We start from the raw sequence: 17,558 nt of genomic DNA, 5'->3' as shown, positions 1-17,558 counted from the left end.
GGAACCGGACGAACCCGATCCGACAGCCGGCCGCCGGGGTGGGGGTGGCCACCCCCACCCCGGCTCCGCATCCTACGCGGCAAACCAACTCTACGTCATTCCACTAAGACGAGGGCGAACGGACGGGTTGAGGCGAAACAAACACCTCACCGCGCCCCACAACCACCCCACCGCCCATGACGCACCGCAGCAAGAAAACGTTACGGAACGCTCGTCGTGCAGAAGACTTATCGTGGCTACATGCTGGCGACCAGCGCACAGGAGGCACAGCGATGCAGCGAAACGACGATCTCGCCAAGACCAATACCGACGATACCCAGCCCAATCCCCTGTGGGGAAGACTAGCGCTGCTGATGTTCGGCCTGACGGTGCTCGCGTTCCTGACCGCGATCGATCGTCCCGAATGGTTTCGCCTGAAACCGGCGACGGGAACTGCCGCGGCGATGGTCTATGCTTCGGATCACCGCTCCTAATCCATCCCGACCCGGATCGCCGCCGCGGCGATCCATGGCGCACCCGCGGTCAGCAACAGGCTGACCGCGGCGAGCAGCTTCACCGCCCCCGCCCCTCCGTCGAGCGATCCCGCGCCGAAGATGAGCAGCGGGATCGCCAGCGGCAGCATCACCAGTCCTGCCACCGCCCCGCCACCGCGCAAGCCGGCGACCAGCGCAGCGGTCGCGACGGCCAGCGCGGCGAGTCCCGGCGTCCCGATCAGCAGGCCCCATTCGACCCGCGCCAGCGTCGCCGCCGACAGGTCGAACAGGCCGCCCGCGACCACCGCCGCCAGCATCAGCGGCGGCGCGAACCCCAGCCAGTGCGCGACGATCTTGGCGAAGGCGACCAGCGCCAGCGGCGTGCCCCGCACGGCATATTGATCGATCACCCCCGCCTCGACATCCGGCCCGACCAGCCGCTCGACCGGCAGCAGCGCCGCGAGCAGCGCCGCCGCCCAGATCACCCCGCCGCCGATCCGCGCCAGCAGCGCCGCATCCGGCCCGGCCGCGAACGGGAACAGGCAGGCGACGAGCAGGAAGAAGGCGACCGGCCACCACGCCCCGCCCCCCGACCACGCCCGACGCAGGTCGCGCGCGACGATCGCCCCGAACCGCATCACCCGAGCCTCACGGGCTGCGCACCCGGCAGCGCGACCGTCGTATGCGTCGCCACGACCGCGATCCCACCCGCGCCCCGATGCGCGGCGATCAGCCTTTCGAGCAGCGCCACGCCATCGTCGTCGAGCCCGTTCGCCGGCTCGTCGAGCAGCCAGATCGCCGCGTTACTGCCGACGACACGCGCCAGCCCGGCGCGGCGCCGCTGCCCGGTCGACAGCACCCGCACCGGCACCTCGGCCAGATGCGCCAGCCCCAGCGCCGCGAGTGCCGTCGCCGTCCGATCGCCGATCCAGTAACCGAGCGCATGGCGGAGCGACCATTCCGGGTCGAGCGCATGCGCCTCCCCCAGCAACGCCACCGCGCCCTCGCGCGTCACCTCACCCGCCGCCGGCCGCAGGAGCCCCGCGGCGATCCGCACCAGGCTCGACTTGCCGACGCCGTTGGGGCCGGTGACCAGCGCCGCCTCGCCCGGCGCCAGCGCAAAGCCCAGTCCCTCGAACAACACCCGCCCGCCCCGCAGGCAGGCGACGTCGTCGAACGCGAGCCGCGTCAATCGACCACCGCGTCTTCCAGCGCGTGCATGTCGTCGTCGGACAGGCCGAAATGATGGCCGATCTCATGGATGGTGACGTGGCGGACGAGGTCGTCGAGCCGCACCCCCGTCTCGACCCATTCGGCGAGGATCGCCTGCCGGTACAGATGGATGCGGTCGGGCAGCGCCCCCGATTCCATCGACGATTTCTCGCCCAACGGACGGCCATGGTACAGCCCGGTCAGGTCGAGCGGATGCTCCAGCCCCAGCGCGGCGAGCGTCTCGTCGTCCGCCTCCTCCTCGACCAGCAGCAGCACGTCGCCCAGATGCGCCGCGAACGCCGCGGGCAGCCGCGCGATCGTGTCGCGCGCGATTCCCTCGATCGCGTCGGCGTCGGGCGCCGGTCCGAAAGCATCTTGCCCGCTCATCGTCCCCGCCATACGCCGTCCTCCCGCCATCGGACAAGGAACCCATGATGATCGAGGCCCTCAGCGAAGCCGAACGCGCCGATGCGCTCGATGGCCTGCCCGAATGGGATTACGACGAGGCGCGCGACGCGATCACCCGCAGCCTCGCCTTCGCCGACTTCGTCGAGGCGTTCGGCTTCATGACGCAGGTCGCGCTGATGGCGGAACGGGCCAACCACCACCCCGAATGGAAGAACGTCTACAACCGCGTCGAAATCCTGCTGACCACGCACGACGCCGGCGGCCTGTCGCACCGCGACATCGAGATGGCCGAGGCGATCGACGCGATCGTGGATGAGTAGGGGCCAGGTCGCCCTCACCCTTCGCCGCCTTCGGCGTCTTTTCCCTCTCCCGATGGGAGAGGGAGGGAGCAGCGAAGGCGCGGAAGGGTGAGGGTGAGAGTAGGCCCGGTTACCGCAACGACCGCCGCATCCGCTTGCGCAGCGCCCCCGGCATCCAGCGCGCGGCGAAGCGCAGCCTTTCGGCGGTCTTGCCGACATAGGTATGCACCGCATCGCCGTGCACCGCCTTCCACGCTGCCTCGGCGACCTTGTCGACCGGCGTCAGCTCCAGCCCCGCACCGGTCACCGATTCGCGGATCGTGCGATTGGTGCCCCCCGCGACGCCGTCGAGCAGCGGCGTCTCGATGAAGCTCGGCAGCAGGCAGCGCACCTTGATCCCCTGCGCATGCCACTCGCCATCGAGCGCCTCGCTCAGGCCCCGCACCGCGAACTTGGTCGCCGAATAGGTGGCGAGGCCGGACGAGCCATAGATGCCCGAAGCCGAAGACGTGTTGAGCAGCACCGACCCCGGCGTCTTCGCCAGATAGGCATGGCCGATCCGCGCGCCGTTGAGCACGCCGGTGAAGTTGATCGCCACCGTCCGGTCGATCGCGTCGAAATCCGCCTCGGCGATCGGCCCGCCGGTGCCGATCCCGGCATTGTTGAACAGGACGTCCAGCCGCCCGCCGCTGGCGCGGGTGAAGGCGTCGAGGTTCGCGGTCCACGCCTCACGGTCGCGCACGTCCATTACATAGGTTTCGGCCATCCCGGCGGGGAGCAGCGCGGCCGTCTCCGCCAGCCCCGCGGCATTGACGTCGGCGATCCCGACCCGCCAGCCGCGGCTGCCGAACAGTTTGGCCACTGCGCGGCCGATGCCCGACCCGCCGCCGGTGATGAAGATCGCACGCGTCTCGGTCATACACTCTCCTCTCGTCCTTCGCATGGACTTTGCATCGGGCATCCCGCATCGTCGCCGCCGATGCCAGCAGAATCGCTCCGCTTCGATGCCGTCACCAAGCGGTTCGGCGACACGCTGGCGGTCGATACCGTCAGCCTCGCCATCGCGAAGGGCAGCTTCGTCGCGCTGGTCGGCGCATCGGGATCGGGCAAGTCGACGCTCCTCCAGACGATCAACCGCCTGATCGAGCCCAGCGAAGGCCGCGTGCTGCTCGACGGCGCAGACGTCGCCACCGGCCCCGCGCCTGCGCTCAGGCGGCGGATCGGCTATGTCTTCCAGGGCATCGGCCTGTTCCCGCACATGACCGTCGCCGAGAACATCGCCATCGGCCCGCGCATCGCCGGCGCGCCCGTGGCAGACGTCGACGCACTACTCGACCTCGTCGCGCTGCCCCGCGACGTCGCGACGCGGATGCCCGACGCACTGTCGGGCGGGCAGCGCCAGCGCGTCGCGATCGCCCGCGCGCTGGCGCCGGGCGCGAAGCTGCTGCTGCTCGACGAGGCGTTCGGCGCGCTCGATCCGGTGACGCGCGATACGCTCGGCGGCGAGATCCGCGCGCTGCACGACCGGCTCGGCCTCACCACGATCCTCGTCACCCACGACATGGCGGAGGCGCTGCTGCTCGCCGACCGCGTGCTGGTGATGCAGGCGGGGCGGATCGTCGCCGATGCGACCCCCGGCGAGCTGCTGAACGGCGGCGGCGGCGAGGCGGCACAGGCGCTGGTCGCGGTCCCACGGCATCAGGCCGAGCGGCTGCGCGAGATCGCCCGGGAACGAGCGGCGTGAACGCCTTCCTCGACGCGCTCGGTCGGGTGCCGCCGTTGCTCGCGCAGCACGTCCTGCTGTCGGCGGCGGCGCTGGCGCTCGGCATCGCGATCAGCCTGCCGCTGGCGATCCTCGCCGCACGCCGACGCCGCGCCGGCAGCGTCGTGCTCGGCTTCGCCAGCCTCGTCCAGACCATCCCCAGCCTCGCGCTGCTCGCGCTTTTCTACCCGCTGTTGCTGTGGCTGTCGGCGCTGGTCGGCGGCGGTATCCCGGCGCTGGGCTTCCTGCCCTCGCTGATCGCGCTGACGCTCTACGCGCTGCTGCCGATCATCCGCAACGGCGTCGCCGGCCTCACCGGCATCGACCCCGCGGTGCGGCAGGCGGCGAAGGCGGTCGGCATGACGCCCGCACAGACGCTGCGGCTGGTCGAGGCGCCGCTCGTCGCGCCGGTGCTGATCGCCGGCATCCGCACCGCCGCGGTGTGGACGATCGGCGCGGCGACGCTGTCGACCACGGTCGGCCAGCCGAGCCTCGGCGACATGATCTTCGCTGGGCTCCAGACGCAGAACTGGACGCTGGTGCTCGCAGGCTGCTTCGCCGCGGCGGGCCTCGCGCTGGCGACCGACGCGCTGATCGGCCTCGTCGAACGCGGCATCGCGCACCGCCGCCGGCCGCTGTGGCTCGGCGCCTGCATCGCCCTCGCCGCCGGCCTGCTGCTCGCCACCGCACCGCTCTGGCATCGCGGCGGCGGCGCCAGGGTGGTGACGATCGGCGCCAAGAACTTTTCCGAACAGTACATCCTCGCCCGGTTGATCGGCGACCGGCTGAGCCACGCCGGCTATACCGTCCGCTATCGCGACGGGCTGGGTTCGGCGGTGATCTACGGCGCGCTGTCGGGCGGCGACGTCGACGTCTATGTCGAATATGCCGGCACGCTGTGGACCGGCCCGATGCGGCGCAAGGACGTCCCCGATCCCAAGGCGATGGTCGCCGCGATCGGCCGCTGGACGCGCGACACCAGCGGCGTCCGCCTGATCGGCCCGCTCGGCTTCGAGAACGCCTATGCCTTCGCGATGCGCGGGGACGATGCGCAGCGGCGCGGCATCGCCAGCCTGTCCGACCTCGTCGGCGCGGCGCCGGGGCTGAAGCTCGGCAGCGACCTCGAATTCCTCGAACGCCCCGAATGGGCGGCGGTGCGGCGCGCCTATCCGCTGCGCTTCGCCGCGACGACACCCTACGCCCCCACCTTCATGTACCGCGCGCTGGCGAGCGGCGAGGCGGACGTCATCTCCGCTTTCTCCTCCGATGGCCGCATCGCCGCGGATCGGCTGACGGTGCTGACCGACCCCAGGCATGCCATCCCGAGCTACGACGCGCTGCTGCTCGTCGCCCCGGCGCGCGCGAAGGACGCCACCTTCGCCGCCGCCCTCACGCCGCTCGTCGGCCGCATCCCGGTCGCGGCGATGCGCGAGGCGAATTATCAGGTCGATCGCGATTCGGGGAAGCGAACGCCCGAACAGGCGGCCGACTGGCTCGCACGGCGGCTGGGACTTTAGGATCCACGCGAAGGCGCGACGAGAAGAAGATTGGTTCACGCGGAGACGCGGAGGTGTCGCGCCCTGCGCGAAGCGCCCGCTCTACCAATGAGACGAGGAAGAAGGCCGCTGACGCGGCAAATCTTCTTCTTTTTCTCCGCGCCTCCGCGCCTCCGCGCGAACCAATCTTCTTCTTTCTTCTCTCCGCGCCTTCGCGTGATCCTAAAAGAACAGCTTCCGCACGCTCAGCCGCACCGTCCGGCCCAGCGGATCGTTGTAATCCGGCTGATAGCTGATCGGCGTCACCCCCGCCCCGTCGGTGACGCGCTGGCGGCCGTTGAAGAGGTTGTCGATCGAGAAGGTCACGCGCATGCCGCGCACCCAGGGGTGCGCCTTCAGCAAGCCCAGCTGCTGCCCCAGATCGCCGAACAGCCGCAGATTGGCGGTCGCAAGGCCGGAGAAGCGCAGCGTCTGCGGGTTGGCCGCAGTACCGCCGTTGACCCGCGTCCCGGTCGCATATTCGCCCGACAGCCGCACGCCGATGCCGTTGTTCGAATAGCCCGCCTGCGCCTCGAACTCGTGTCGCGGCTGGCCGCCGGTCGCCCCGATCGCATCGCCGCGTAGCAGGTCGAGCAGCGGCCCGCCATCGGCCACCGTCACCCGCTCGGTCAGATGCCAGGTGTGGTAGAGCGCGAACTGGATGCGCCCGCCACCCGCACCGCCGCGGCCACCACCGCCGCCGAACCCGCCGCCGCCGAAGCCACGCCCGCCGCCCGGGCCACCGCCCGGCCCACCGAAGCCACGACCGCCACCATCGCCGCCACCCGGCGGCGGCGGAGCGGCGCCATCGGCGGGCGGCGGCGGTGCGCCGTCACCTGCTGGCCGCTCGCCCCCAGGACGGCCCTCACCAGCCGGCCGCCGCTCGCCGCCCGGCCGGCCGTTTGCCCCCGGAAAGCGCAGCCCCGCGAACGGATTGGGCCCGGTGCCGGCGCGGAACGCCTCGATCTGCTTCTGGATCTTGGACTTGATCGGACGCGAGAAATTGATCCCCCAGCGAATCTCCTCGCTCTCGCGGCGCGCGAAATTGATCGACCGCGTATCGAGCCGGGTCAGGTTGCCCGCCGCATCGCGGGTGAAGCGCGTCGGGAACGCCGCCTCGATCGCCGCGGTCGGCGACGGAAAGCCCTGGATCGGGTTGCGCGTATCCTGCTTGGTATAATTGACCTGCAGCGTCAGGTCCCTGGCGCTCCACGGCTTGAGGTTCAGCCCCAGCCGCGTCACCCGCCGGTCGCTCGATCGCAGCGCAGGGTTGCCGCCACTGACCGTGGTCACCGTCACCGTCTGGCCCTGCACGTAGTCGAACACGCGCACGTTGGGCGTCACCAATGTCGGATTGCCGAGCTGCGCCGCGGTCGGCGCGACGTCCTGCTGGTTGATCGACCCGATCACGCGCACGCCATCGACCGGTCCCCAGTTGAGGCCATAGCCATAAGCGGTCAGCGTGCCGAAATCCGACAGCTGGTTGAGCGCGAAATTGCCGTTGACCGACAGCTGGCCGAGGAACGGCAGCACGCCGCGGCTGCGGCTGGCGATCGGCAGGTCGATATTGGCCCGCCCGCTCGCCGAATCGCGCGACACGTCGCCGCGGGTGACGAGGCCGCCGCGCAGCGATTCGCTCGAGAAGTCGCTGGTCGAGGCGCCGACGCGGATCGCGGTGGTGACGTCGCCCGCGGGCAGCGCGAACAGCGGCCCGTTGGCCAGCGCCTCCAGCTCGCCGGTGTCGGAGACCGAATGGCCGCGGTTGCTGCCGCGTCCCGCCACGGTATCGCCGATCGTGCGCGTATCGGCGCGATCGTAATTGCCGGTGACCGTCCACAGCCAGCGCGGGCTCAACCGGCCGTTGAGGCTGGTGCCGAGGTGCCCGGTGACGCCGTTGCTGCGCTGGGTCAGCGGATCGAGCGACAGTGGCACGTTCGCCGCATCGAGCGGCAGGCCGAAGCGCCCGACGCTCTGCGTCGCGGTCAGCTCGCCGTTGATCGTCGTGCTGACGTCGCCGAGTGGACGCGCATAGATGACGTTGGTGCCGAAACTGCGCGAGAACGGCTGCTGCGGCAGCGTGCGATAGGGCCGCTGGTCGAACCCGGTCGCCCCGCCTTCGGTCGTGGCGAGCGCGATGTCGCGCTCCGATTCGGTCAGCGCCGAACTTTGCTGGTATTTGCTGTGGATGTTGAGCCGCGATCCGTTGCGGATGGTGAGCAGGTCGAGATCGCCCTGCGGCGTGTTGCGCCCGCCCTCGGTCGCGGCGCGATCGGCCAGCTCCACCGTCGTCGCGCGAAAACGGCGGCGCAGCACGAAATTCACCACCTTCTGGTCGGCGGTATAGCCGTATTTCAGCGCGACCTCTTCGGGCAGGATATCGACGCGCAGGATTGCCTCGGTCGGGATGTCGCGGATTTCCTGGAACCCTGCGATCCGCTTGCCGTCGAGCAGCACCACCGGCGCGCCGCCGGCACCGCTGCGTGTCTGGGGGGCGAGCTCGGTGAGCAGGTCCGACACGCTGCTGACGCCATAGCTGCGCACGTCGGCGGGGCCGAGCACCTGTTCGGCGGGAATGTCGCCGACCACCGATCCGGGCGGGCGACGGCCCTGCACGACGATGTCGCCTTCCTCGCCGCCCTCTTCGGCATCCTGCGCCGCCGGTGCCGCCGGGGTCTGTTTCACCTGTTGCGCAACCGCCACGGATGGTGTGACCACCGGTGCCGCCGCGACCGGCGCCGTTGTCGGCGCCACCGGCGCGGGCGCCTGCTGCGCCACCGCCATCGCCGGCCAGCTCGCCGCCATCATCATCGCCACCGCAGCACGCATACCCGAATCTTTCCCGTGAACCTGTGCCGCCGCGCTTAGGCGGCAAATGTCGCATAAATGTGCCGGGGTGTGGCTTTCGGACGGCTGTGGCCTTTCGGCCACGCGCGGCTCAGCGTGCTAGGTCGAGCGTCACGGCTTCGATCCGGCGCAGCATGGCGGTGAAGCGCGCCACCTCGTCGGGTTCGAAATGCGAGAAGATGCGCGCCTCGAGGTCGAGCGCCTTGGGCGCCACCGCGGCGTAAAGGTCCTGCCCCGCGTCGGTCAGTTCGAGCAGGTGCGAGCGCTTGTCCCCGGGATTGCCGCGCCGCGCCAGCAGCCCGCGATCGACCAGCGCGATCGCCGCGCGGCTGACCGTCACCTTGTCCATCAGCGTCCGCGCGCCGATCGCCTGCTGGCTGATCGTGCCGGCTTCCGCGATCACCGCGATCAGCCGCCATTCGGGGATGGTGAGACCGAACAGCGCCTCATACGCCCGCGCGATCGAATCGCTGACCAGGTTCGACGTCACCGACAGCCGGTAGGGCAGGAAATCATCGAGAACGAGAGCACGCGCAGTCATCGCATTGTGGTATCAGTTGACACCGGTTTGGCAATGACGCAGGAATTTTGGTAACGAATGATACCATCGCGGAGCCGCCACGCATGACCGACCATATCGACGTCAACCCGATGGGCCTCGACGGGTTCGAATTCTGCGAATTCACCTCGCCCGATCCGGACGCGCTCGCCGCGCAGTTCGAGGCGCTGGGCTTCGTCCCCGCCGCGACGCACCCGACGAAGAAGCTGACGCGCTACAAGCAGGGTCGCATCAACCTGCTGCTCAACCGCGAGGCTACCGGCCACGCCGCCGACTTCCGTGAGCTCCACGGCCCCTCGGCCAGTGCGATGGCGTTCCGGGTGCAGGACGCGACGGCCGCCTATGACGCGGCGATCGCACGCGGCGCCAAGCCGGCGCCCGCCGGTGCGGCGCTCGACGGCGTGCCTGCGCTGGAGGGGATCGGCGGCTCGATCCTCTATCTGGTCGATCGCCACGGATCGGCGGGCAGCCTCTACGACGACTGGGACCAGGTCCCCGGTGCGGCGCAAGCGGAGGCCGCCAACAGCGTGGGGCTCGACCTGCTCGACCACCTCACGCACAACGTCCGCCGCGGCCAGATGCGCACCTGGTCGGCCTTCTACGGCCAGATCTTCGGCTTCGAGGAGCAGAAGTATTTCGACATCAAGGGCAAGGCGACCGGCCTGTTCAGCCAGGCGATGATCGCCCCCGACCGCGCGATCCGCATCCCGCTGAACGAGAGCCAGGATGACAAGAGCCAGATCGAGGAATTCATCCGCGACTATAACGGCGAAGGCATCCAGCACCTCGCGCTGACCACCGACGACATCTACACCACCGTCGAGAAACTCCGTACCCGCGGCGTCAAGCTGCAGGACACGATCGAGACATACTACGAACTCGTCGACAAACGCGTGCCGGGCCATGGCGAGGACCTCGAACGGCTGCGCCGGAACCGCATCCTGATCGACGGCAACGTCGGCGAAGAGGGCCTGCTGCTCCAGATCTTCACCGAGACGATGGTCGGTCCGATCTTCTTCGAGATCATCCAGCGCAAGGGCAACGAAGGCTTCGGCAACGGCAATTTCCAGGCGCTGTATGAATCGATCGAACTCGATCAAATCCGTCGCGGTGTGATTACCGTCGACGCGTAAATTCCCTCTCCCTTTGGGAGAGGGAGGGAGCGGCGTAGCCGCGGAAGGGTGAGGGCGACCAACGCCAGCGTTCCGCACTCACCCTCACCCCGCGCTCGCTACGCGAGCTTGCCCCTCTCCCGATGGGAGAGGGGGTAAGGAGAGGACGCAACCATGACCGCCTACATCCCCGGCTTCGGCAACCACGTCTCGACCGAGGCGGTCCCCGGCGCGCTCCCCATCGGCCGCAATTCGCCGCAGCGTCCGCCGTTCGGCCTCTACGCCGAACAGCTCAGCGGCACCGCCTTCACCGCGCCGCGCCACGAGAACCGCCGCTCGTGGCTCTACCGCATGCGCCCGACCGCCGAGCATCCGCCCTATACCCGCTACGACGGCGCGCGACGCTTTGCCCCCGGCACCAGCGACGCGCCGCTCGCGCCCAACCGCCTGCGCTGGGACCCGATCCCCGACGCACCGGCCGGCACCGACCTGATCGACGGCATGACGACGATGCTCGCCAACCGCGATCCCGCCGACCTCGAAGGCGTCGCGCTCCACGTCTATGCCGCCAGCGCCGACATGACGAACCGCGTCTTCACCGACGCCGACGGTGAACTGCTGTTCGTGCCGCAGGCGGGACGGCTGGAGCTGCTGACCGAACTCGGCCGCATCGAGGTCGCCCCCGGCCAGATCGCGCTGATCCCGCGCGGCGTGCGCTTCCGCGCGCTGCTCCCCGACGGCGCCGCCAGGGGCTATGTCTGCGAGAACCACGGCAGCCTGTTCCGCCTTCCTGACCTGGGCCCGATCGGCGCCAACGGCCTCGCCAACCCGCGCGATTTCGAGACGCCCGTCGCGTGGTTCGAGGACCGCGACGACAAGACCGAAGTGATCCAGAAGTTCATGGGGTCGCTGTGGACGACGACGCTCGACCACAGCCCGCTCGACGTCGTCGCGTGGCACGGCAACCTCGCGCCGTGGCGCTACGACCTCGCGCGCTTCAACACGATCAACACGGTCAGCTTCGACCATCCCGATCCGTCGATCTTCACGCTGCTGACCAGCCCCAGCGATGTGCCCGGCCGCGCCAATGCCGATTTCGTCATCTTCCCACCGCGCTGGATGGTGGCGGAGGGCACGTTCCGCCCGCCCTGGTTCCATCGCAACATCATGTCGGAGGCGATGGGCCTCATCACCGGCGCCTATGACGCCAAGGCGGAAGGGTTCGCGCCGGGTGGCATCTCGCTGCACAATCTGATGGCCGGCCACGGCCCCGACCTCGCCAGCTGGCAGGGCGCGTCGGCCGCCGACCTCAAGCCGCACAAGATCGAAGGCACGATGGCGTTCATGCTGGAAAGCTGCTGGCCCTACAAGCCGACGTCCTATGCGCTGGAGCATAGCCAGCTCGACTACGACGCGGTCTGGGCCGATTTCCCCAAGGCGCGCCTCCTGTGATCCTGCACGGCTATTGGCGCTCGGGCGCCGCCTATCGCGTCCGCATCGCGCTGGCGCTGAAGGGGCTGGCGTACGAGCAGGTCAACCACGACCTGCGCACCGGTGCGCATACCGACCCCGCTTATGCGACGCTCAACCCGCAGCGGCTGGTGCCCGCGCTGGAGGTCGACGGGCTGATCCTGACGCAGAGCGCCGCGATCCTCGAATGGCTCGACGAGCGCTTCCCCGATCCGCCGCTGCTCCCCGTCGATGCCGACGGCCGCGCGATCGTGCGCGGCATGGTCGCGACGATCGCCACCGACGTCCACCCGCTCCACAATTTGCGCACGCTGAAGGCGCTGCGCCGGGATTTCGGCGCGTCGGAGGATCAGGTGAACGCCTGGATGACGCACTGGATGACCGAAGGCTTCGCCGCGCTGGAAACGCTGATCGCGCGCCACGGCGACGGCTTCGCCTATGGCGCGACGCCGACGCTCGCCGATTGCATCACCGTCCCCGCGCTCTATTCGGCCGAGCGGTTCGGGGTGGACGTCGCTCCCTACCCCCACCTCGTGGCCAGCGCAGCCCGCACCGCCGCGCTGGCCGAGGCCGCGCATCCCAGCCGCCAGCCCGACGCAGACGCGTGAGCGACCGTGTTACCGCCACCCCCGCCGGTGTCGCGCTGGCGCCGCTGACCGACATCCCCGACGGCACCGCGCGCAATTTCGTCCTGCAACTGCGTGCCGGCCGTTTCCACGGCTTCGTCGTCCGCCGCGGCGAGGCGGTGTTCGGCTATGTCGATCGCTGTCCGCATGCCGGCGTGCCGCTCGCGCAGAAACTGGACGATTACCTCACCCCGGCGGGCGACCTGATCGTCTGCGACTGGCACGGCGCGCTGTTCACGATCGACAAGGGGCTGTGCGTCGGCGGCCCCTGCGTCGGCCAGCGGCTGGGGGCATGGCCGGTCACCGTCCGGAACGGCATCGTCACGACCGCCTGATCCATGCTATGCACGGGCCTTTCGCGAACGGAAGGATCCGATCCCATGCAGAGCGGCACACGCTGGACCTTCGGCACGCTGATCGGCGCCACCGCGCTTACCGCGGCGGGCGGGCTCGGCCTGTCCTTCTATTCCGACCGGATCGCGCGCGAGGCGGAGCGGCTGGTGCCGCAGGACGGCCGCCATATCCAGGTCGACGGCGCGCGGCTGCACTATGTCGATCGCGGCACCGGCCCGGCAATCGTCATGGTCCACGGCCTTGGCGGCCAGCTGCGCAACTTCAGCTATGCGATGCTCGACCTGCTGGCCGGGGATCACCGCGTGATCCTCGTCGATCGCCCCGGCTCGGGCTATTCGACCGCGGACGACGATCGCGAACCCGGCATCGTCGAACAGGGCGCGATTCTGGGCCGCTTCATCGAGGCGGTCGGCGTCGAGCGCCCGCTGCTCGTCGGCCATTCGCTCGGCGGCGCGGTGGCGCTGGCGCTCGCGCTCGACCGGCCTGACCTCATCCGCGGCCTCGCGCTGATCTCGCCGCTGACGCAGGCGCAGGACGAGGTGCCGGAGAATTTCCGCGCGCTCGCCGCGATCCCGCCGTCGCTGCGCCGGCTGATGGCGCAGACGCTCGGCGCGCCGCTGACCCGCCTCACCGGCGAGCGCAACCTGCAACTGGTGTTCGCGCCCGAGGCGCCGCCCGCCGATTTCGCGACCCGCGGCGGCGGCGCGCTGACCCAGCGGCCGAGCGCGATCGCCGCGGCGGCCGCAGACCTCGCCTCCGCCGGGCAGGACATGGCGGCGCTCGCCGCGCGCTACCCCGACCTCGCCGTGCCGATCGCGATCCTCTACGGCCGCGAGGATGCGGTGCTCGACCCGATGCTGCACGGCCATCGCACCGCCGGTGAAATCCCCGGCGCGCGGATCGAGGTGATCGAGGGCGGCCACATGATCCCGATCACGGCGCCTGACGCCACCGCCCGCTTCGTCGCCGACGCCTCGGCACGCATGACCTAGAGCGGCGTCAGCGCGCGCGCATAGCGCGCCGCATTGGCGACATAGGTCGCCGCCGACAGCCGCAGCCCGGCGATCTCCACCTCGGTCAGCGGCCGCAGCACCCGCGCCGGGCTGCCGACGATCAGCGATCCGTCCGGAAAGCACTTGCCCTCGGTCACCAGCGCGTTCGCGCCGACGATGCAATTCGCCCCGATCACGCAGCGGTTGAGCAACGTCGCCCCCATCCCGATCAGGCTGTGATCGCCGACGGTCGCGCCATGGACGATCGCGTGATGCCCGATCGTCACGCCGCGCCCGATCGTCGTCGGCACGCCCGGATCGGCATGGATCATTGCCCCGTCCTGGATATTGCTCTCCGCACCGACCCGGATCGGATCGTTGTCGCCGCGCAGCACCGCGCCGAACCACACCGACGCGCGTTCGCCGAGCGAGACGCGGCCGATGACGTGCGCGCCGGGCGCGACATAGACGTCCGCCGCGATATCGGGCGTCGCATCCCCCAAGTGATAGCAGGTCAACGGTTTTTCCCTTCATACCTCGGGTCGACCCGGCCAGCCAATGTCCGCAACGGACATAGTTTACCGGGTCTTCACCCTTTTCAGGTCATAGCGGTTGCAAGATGTCCGGCAAACGACGTGATCCCCACCAAAATGGATCGGTTCGGCATGACGGCTCGCCACCAAGAAGGGACCCCGTCATGCTTACCTGGTTTGAAAAGACCGCACCGATTCGTACGAAGTTCAAGGCGTTGCTCGGCGTTCACGCCATCCTCGCGACGTCGGGCGTCGCGACCACCTACTTCGCCGCGCGCGCGACGCCCGCCCAAGCGACAATCTACATCGCCGTCGCCGGAGGCGTGTTCGTCCTCACCCTCGTGACGGTGCTGGTCAGCGGCCGGATGATCTCCAATCCGTACGTCAACACCGTGCTCCGCATGGAGGGCCTCGCCGCCGGCGACCTGCACAGCCCGATCGCCTATACCGACTATCGCGACTGCGTCGGCCGGATGACGCGCGCGATGCAGGTGTTCAAGGAGAATGCCGAAAGCGTCCAGACATCGGCGCAGGCGCAGGAGGTCGTCGTCAACGCGCTGGGCGAAGGCCTGAACCGCCTCGCCGCGAGCGACCTCAGCTATCGCATCGACCAGAGCTTCCCCGCCGATTACGAGCGGCTGCGCATCGACTATAACCGTGCGCTCGACGCCGTCGCCGACACGATGAGCGCGGTGACCGAAGCGACCAACGGCATCAACAGCGGCGCGACCGACATCCGCCAGGCATCGGACGACCTGTCGCAGCGCACCGAGCAGCAGGCTGCGAGCCTCGAGGAAACCGCCGCGGCGATGGACGAGATCACCTCGACCGTCCGCCAGACCGCCGCGGGCGCGGTGCGCGCCAACAGCGTCGTCGAGGAAGCGCGCGTCGAGGCCGAACAGTCGGGCACGGTCGTCGCCCGCGCGGTCGATGCGATGAGCGGCATCGAACGCGCCTCGAACGAGATTTCGGAGATCATCTCGGTCATCGACGGCATCGCCTTCCAGACCAACCTGCTGGCGCTCAACGCCGGCGTCGAGGCGGCGCGTGCCGGCGACGCGGGCAAGGGTTTCGCGGTCGTCGCCTCCGAAGTGCGCGCGCTGGCGCAGCGATCGGCGGAGGCCGCCAAGGACGTCAAGACCCGCATCAACGCCTCGTCCGAACAGGTCGAAGCCGGCGTCGAACTGGTCAGCGAGACGGGCCAGGCGCTGAGCCGCATCATCACCCGCTTCGGCGAGATCAGCACGCTGGTCGGCCAGATCGCGGTCGCCGCCGAACAGCAGGCGACCGGCCTGCAGCAGGTCAACACCGCGGTCAGCGAGATGGACGGCGTGACGCAACAGAACGCCGCGATGGTCGAGGAAGCGACCGCCGCCGCACGCAGCCTGTCGGCCGAATCGGACGAGCTCGCCCGCCACGTCGCGCGCTTCAAGATCAACGAGGGCGACATCGCGGCCAAGGCGCCGGCCCCTGCCGTCCACCAGCTGCAGAGCCGCGCCGCCGACGCGGGCCGCCGCATCGCCCGCGCCACGCGCCGCTCCGCCGGTGGCGGCAATGCCGCGGTCGCCGTCGCGTCGGACGACTGGTCAGAATTCTGATCCCGCGCTCCCCCCACGCGATTCGGCCGCAAGCCGGATCCGTGTGGGGGAACCCCGTTCCTCCAGCCAGGAAAGGCGTAGACCCGTGTTCCGATACAACGACATTGACGATCAATATCGTTCGCGCGGGCTCGTCCGCCCCCCTGTTCTCTCAACGCGCAACCGCCATTCGCGCCGCCGCACGAACCTTCGCAACCGACTGAAAACACCCGTTCCGGTTGCTCAACGGCTCGTTAAGCACGAGCGGCAATTTTCGGCGTCCATGGACCGCGCGGGGTTTTTCCGCGGGTCGTCGACGGGGATATTGCCGATGTTGAGCTGGTTCGAGAAGCGGGCACCGATCCGCACCAAATTCCGCGCGCTGGGGACGATCCAGGCGCTGCTGGGCAGCGTGGCGGTGGCGATCACCGCCGGCGCCGCGACCGGCATGATCCACACCGGCGTCGGTTTCGACATCGGCATGTCCGCGCTGACCGTCGCCACGATGGTGGCGACGACGCTGCTCGCCGGCCGCATCATCTGCAAACCCTATGTCGAGACCGTGGTGCGGATGGAGGCGCTCGCCGCCGGCGATCTCGCCTCGCCGATCGCGCATACCGAGAACCGCGACTGCGTCGGCCGGATGACCACCGCGATGGCGATCTTCCGCCGCAACATGGCAGAGGCGAACATCGCCGAGGCGCAGCGCGCGATGGCCGCCGCGCTCGCCGAGGGGCTGGGCGAACTCGCGCAGGGCAATCTCACCTTCCGCATCACCGCGGTCTTCCCCGACGATTTCGAATCGCTGCGCAGCGATTTCAACGGCGCGATGGACGCGATGATGGCGGCGGTCGCCGCGGTCAACCAGGCCGCGGCCGGCATCAACACCGGCTCGACCGACATCCTGCAGGCGTCCGACGATCTGTCGCAGCGCACCGAGCAGCAGGCCGCGAGCCTCGAAGAGACCGCTGCGGCGATGGACGAGATCACCTCGACCGTCCGCCAGACCGCGGCGAGCGCCAACCGCGCCAGCGACGTCGTCGCCGAGGCGCGCGGCGAGGCCGAGCAATCGGGCGTCGTCGTCGCCCGCGCGGTCGACGCGATGGGCGGCATCGAACGCGCCTCGAACGAAATCTCCGAAATCATCTCGGTCATCGACGGCATCGCCTTCCAGACCAATCTGCTGGCGCTCAACGCCGGTGTCGAGGCCGCCCGCGCCGGTGACGCAGGCAAGGGCTTCGCGGTCGTCGCGTCCGAAGTGCGCGCATTGGCGCAGCGTTCCGCCGAGGCGGCCAAGGACGTCAAGCTGCGCATCACCGCCTCGTCGCGACAGGTCGATGCCGGCGTCGAGCTGGTCAGCGAGACCGGCAAGGCGCTGCAGCGCCTGACCGGCCGCTTCGGCGAGATCAGCGCGCTCGTCAGCCAGATCGCGGTCGCCGCCGAACAGCAGGCGACCGGCCTGCAACAGGTCAACACCGCGGTCGGCGAGATGGACGGCGTGACGCAGCAGAATGCCGCGATGGTCGAGCAAGCGACCGCTGCCGCGCGCGCGCTGGCCGCAGAGGCGGGCGAACTCGCCGGCCAGGTTTCCCGCTTCCGCACCGACCGCCGGTCACCCGCGGGCGCGCCGGCCCCCGCCGCCGCCAATCCCGTCCACCGCCTGCAACAGCGCGCCGCCGACACCGGACGCCGCATCGCCGCCGAAGCCCGCGCGCCGCTGCGCCGCGGCGGTGCGGCGGTCGCGGTCGCATCCGACGACTGGTCGGAATTCTGACGCGCGTATCGGACATCTGAGGAACACA

Annotated in this window: 18 protein-coding genes; 11 read left to right on the top strand and 7 right to left on the bottom strand. The window is 69.8% G+C overall.

What is annotated here, in order from left to right:
- Nucleotides 1-272 precede the first annotated feature (272 nt).
- Nucleotides 273-473, top strand: coding sequence for a hypothetical protein (locus M9979_RS12055; RefSeq protein ID WP_254289602.1), 201 nt, complete (start codon nucleotides 273-275; stop codon nucleotides 471-473).
- On the opposite strand, the gene M9979_RS12050 is transcribed toward M9979_RS12055, so the two are convergent.
- The 3 genes from M9979_RS12050 to M9979_RS12040 are packed head-to-tail and all read right to left on the bottom strand — an operon-like array spanning nucleotide 470 to nucleotide 2,072.
- The gene (locus tag M9979_RS12050; RefSeq protein ID WP_254289601.1) at nucleotides 470-1,111 is read right to left on the bottom strand and encodes a heme exporter protein CcmB; all 642 of its coding nucleotides are present in this window, start codon (nucleotides 1,109-1,111) and stop codon (nucleotides 470-472) included. The genes M9979_RS12055 and M9979_RS12050 overlap by 4 nt on opposite strands.
- Nucleotides 1,111-1,665, bottom strand: coding sequence for a heme ABC exporter ATP-binding protein CcmA (ccmA, locus tag M9979_RS12045; protein ID WP_254289600.1), 555 nt, complete (start codon nucleotides 1,663-1,665; stop codon nucleotides 1,111-1,113). Before ccmA ends, M9979_RS12050 begins: the two co-directional genes overlap by 1 nt.
- The gene (locus M9979_RS12040; protein ID WP_254289599.1) at nucleotides 1,662-2,072 is read right to left on the bottom strand and encodes a metallopeptidase family protein; all 411 of its coding nucleotides are present in this window, start codon (nucleotides 2,070-2,072) and stop codon (nucleotides 1,662-1,664) included. Before M9979_RS12040 ends, ccmA begins: the two co-directional genes overlap by 4 nt.
- A gap of 44 nt (nucleotides 2,073-2,116) precedes the next feature.
- Between M9979_RS12040 and M9979_RS12035 the strand changes: the two genes are divergently transcribed.
- On the top strand, nucleotides 2,117-2,413 hold the full coding sequence (locus tag M9979_RS12035) for a 4a-hydroxytetrahydrobiopterin dehydratase (protein ID WP_254289598.1): 297 nt from the start codon (nucleotides 2,117-2,119) through the stop codon (nucleotides 2,411-2,413).
- 109 nt (nucleotides 2,414-2,522) lie between these two features.
- Here M9979_RS12035 and M9979_RS12030 read toward each other — a convergent pair whose 3' ends face one another.
- Nucleotides 2,523-3,311 carry an SDR family oxidoreductase gene (locus tag M9979_RS12030; protein WP_254289597.1) on the bottom strand — a complete coding sequence of 263 codons (789 nt, stop codon included), beginning with the start codon at nucleotides 3,309-3,311 and terminating at the stop codon, nucleotides 2,523-2,525.
- Between the two features lie 60 nt (nucleotides 3,312-3,371).
- On the opposite strand from M9979_RS12030, the gene M9979_RS12025 reads away from it, so the two are divergent.
- The gene (locus tag M9979_RS12025) at nucleotides 3,372-4,136 is read left to right on the top strand and encodes an ATP-binding cassette domain-containing protein (protein WP_254289596.1); all 765 of its coding nucleotides are present in this window, start codon (nucleotides 3,372-3,374) and stop codon (nucleotides 4,134-4,136) included.
- On the top strand, nucleotides 4,133-5,671 hold the full coding sequence (locus tag M9979_RS12020) for an ABC transporter permease/substrate-binding protein (protein WP_254289595.1): 1,539 nt from the start codon (nucleotides 4,133-4,135) through the stop codon (nucleotides 5,669-5,671). Before M9979_RS12025 ends, M9979_RS12020 begins: the two co-directional genes overlap by 4 nt.
- Nucleotides 5,672-5,872: 201 nt before the next feature.
- Here M9979_RS12020 and M9979_RS12015 read toward each other — a convergent pair whose 3' ends face one another.
- The gene (locus M9979_RS12015) at nucleotides 5,873-8,515 is read right to left on the bottom strand and encodes a TonB-dependent receptor (protein WP_254289594.1); all 2,643 of its coding nucleotides are present in this window, start codon (nucleotides 8,513-8,515) and stop codon (nucleotides 5,873-5,875) included.
- 109 nt (nucleotides 8,516-8,624) lie between these two features.
- Nucleotides 8,625-9,074, bottom strand: a complete 450-nt coding sequence (locus tag M9979_RS12010) for a MarR family winged helix-turn-helix transcriptional regulator (protein ID WP_254289593.1) — start codon at nucleotides 9,072-9,074, stop codon at nucleotides 8,625-8,627.
- A gap of 83 nt (nucleotides 9,075-9,157) precedes the next feature.
- Between M9979_RS12010 and hppD the strand changes: the two genes are divergently transcribed.
- The 5 genes from hppD (at nucleotide 9,158) to M9979_RS11985 (ending at nucleotide 13,646) form a co-directional block, all read left to right on the top strand.
- Nucleotides 9,158-10,225 (top strand): 4-hydroxyphenylpyruvate dioxygenase, encoded by a 1,068-nt coding sequence (gene hppD / locus M9979_RS12005; protein ID WP_254289592.1) that lies wholly within the window; start codon nucleotides 9,158-9,160, stop codon nucleotides 10,223-10,225.
- Nucleotides 10,226-10,378: 153 nt separating this feature from the next.
- On the top strand, nucleotides 10,379-11,656 hold the full coding sequence (hmgA, locus tag M9979_RS12000; protein WP_254289591.1) for a homogentisate 1,2-dioxygenase: 1,278 nt from the start codon (nucleotides 10,379-10,381) through the stop codon (nucleotides 11,654-11,656).
- Nucleotides 11,653-12,282 carry a maleylacetoacetate isomerase gene (maiA, locus tag M9979_RS11995; RefSeq protein ID WP_254289590.1) on the top strand — a complete coding sequence of 210 codons (630 nt, stop codon included), beginning with the start codon at nucleotides 11,653-11,655 and terminating at the stop codon, nucleotides 12,280-12,282. The genes hmgA and maiA overlap by 4 nt, the downstream gene beginning before the upstream one ends.
- Nucleotides 12,279-12,635 carry a Rieske (2Fe-2S) protein gene (locus M9979_RS11990; RefSeq protein ID WP_254289589.1) on the top strand — a complete coding sequence of 119 codons (357 nt, stop codon included), beginning with the start codon at nucleotides 12,279-12,281 and terminating at the stop codon, nucleotides 12,633-12,635. Before maiA ends, M9979_RS11990 begins: the two co-directional genes overlap by 4 nt.
- Nucleotides 12,636-12,680: 45 nt before the next feature.
- The gene (locus M9979_RS11985; protein ID WP_254289588.1) at nucleotides 12,681-13,646 is read left to right on the top strand and encodes an alpha/beta fold hydrolase; all 966 of its coding nucleotides are present in this window, start codon (nucleotides 12,681-12,683) and stop codon (nucleotides 13,644-13,646) included.
- Here the strand turns inward: M9979_RS11985 and M9979_RS11980 are convergent.
- Complete coding sequence (locus tag M9979_RS11980; RefSeq protein ID WP_254289587.1) at nucleotides 13,643-14,164, bottom strand: gamma carbonic anhydrase family protein; 522 nt, start codon at nucleotides 14,162-14,164, stop codon at nucleotides 13,643-13,645. The genes M9979_RS11985 and M9979_RS11980 overlap by 4 nt on opposite strands.
- Nucleotides 14,165-14,343: 179 nt before the next feature.
- Between M9979_RS11980 and M9979_RS11975 the strand changes: the two genes are divergently transcribed.
- Entirely contained in the window at nucleotides 14,344-15,777 is a 1,434-nt protein-coding gene (locus M9979_RS11975) for a methyl-accepting chemotaxis protein (RefSeq protein ID WP_254289586.1), read from the top strand.
- Between the two features lie 310 nt (nucleotides 15,778-16,087).
- Nucleotides 16,088-17,530: a methyl-accepting chemotaxis protein gene (locus M9979_RS11970; RefSeq protein WP_254289585.1), complete on the top strand. Its 1,443-nt coding sequence runs from the start codon at nucleotides 16,088-16,090 to the stop codon at nucleotides 17,528-17,530.
- Nucleotides 17,531-17,558: the final 28 nt, after the last annotated feature.

Origin of the sequence: Sphingomonas liriopis (assembly GCF_024211255.1) — a bacterium.
GTDB classification, from domain to species: Bacteria; Pseudomonadota; Alphaproteobacteria; order Sphingomonadales; family Sphingomonadaceae; genus Sphingomonas; species Sphingomonas liriopis.
Note: the sequence above shows the minus strand (reverse complement) of the source record. Positions and strands in the feature narration are given on the sequence as shown.

Excerpts from the sequence above, each read along its gene's own strand:
- M9979_RS12030 (WP_254289597.1), bottom strand. The coding sequence starts at position 3,311 with ATGACCGAGACGCGTGCGATCTTCATCACCGGCGGCGGGTCGGGCATC.
- M9979_RS12050 (WP_254289601.1), bottom strand. The coding sequence starts at position 1,111 with ATGCGGTTCGGGGCGATCGTCGCGCGCGACCTGCGTCGGGCGTGGTCG.
- M9979_RS12025 (WP_254289596.1), top strand. The coding sequence starts at position 3,372 with ATGCCAGCAGAATCGCTCCGCTTCGATGCCGTCACCAAGCGGTTCGGC.
- M9979_RS12055 (WP_254289602.1), top strand. The coding sequence starts at position 273 with ATGCAGCGAAACGACGATCTCGCCAAGACCAATACCGACGATACCCAG.
- M9979_RS12035 (WP_254289598.1), top strand. The coding sequence starts at position 2,117 with ATGATGATCGAGGCCCTCAGCGAAGCCGAACGCGCCGATGCGCTCGAT.
- M9979_RS11985 (WP_254289588.1), top strand. The coding sequence starts at position 12,681 with ATGCAGAGCGGCACACGCTGGACCTTCGGCACGCTGATCGGCGCCACC.
- M9979_RS11970 (WP_254289585.1), top strand. The coding sequence starts at position 16,088 with ATGTTGAGCTGGTTCGAGAAGCGGGCACCGATCCGCACCAAATTCCGC.
- M9979_RS11975 (WP_254289586.1), top strand. The coding sequence starts at position 14,344 with ATGCTTACCTGGTTTGAAAAGACCGCACCGATTCGTACGAAGTTCAAG.
- M9979_RS12015 (WP_254289594.1), bottom strand. The coding sequence starts at position 8,515 with ATGCGTGCTGCGGTGGCGATGATGATGGCGGCGAGCTGGCCGGCGATG.
- hmgA (WP_254289591.1), top strand. The coding sequence starts at position 10,379 with ATGACCGCCTACATCCCCGGCTTCGGCAACCACGTCTCGACCGAGGCG.
- M9979_RS12040 (WP_254289599.1), bottom strand. The coding sequence starts at position 2,072 with ATGAGCGGGCAAGATGCTTTCGGACCGGCGCCCGACGCCGACGCGATC.
- M9979_RS12010 (WP_254289593.1), bottom strand. The coding sequence starts at position 9,074 with ATGACTGCGCGTGCTCTCGTTCTCGATGATTTCCTGCCCTACCGGCTG.
- hppD (WP_254289592.1), top strand. The coding sequence starts at position 9,158 with ATGACCGACCATATCGACGTCAACCCGATGGGCCTCGACGGGTTCGAA.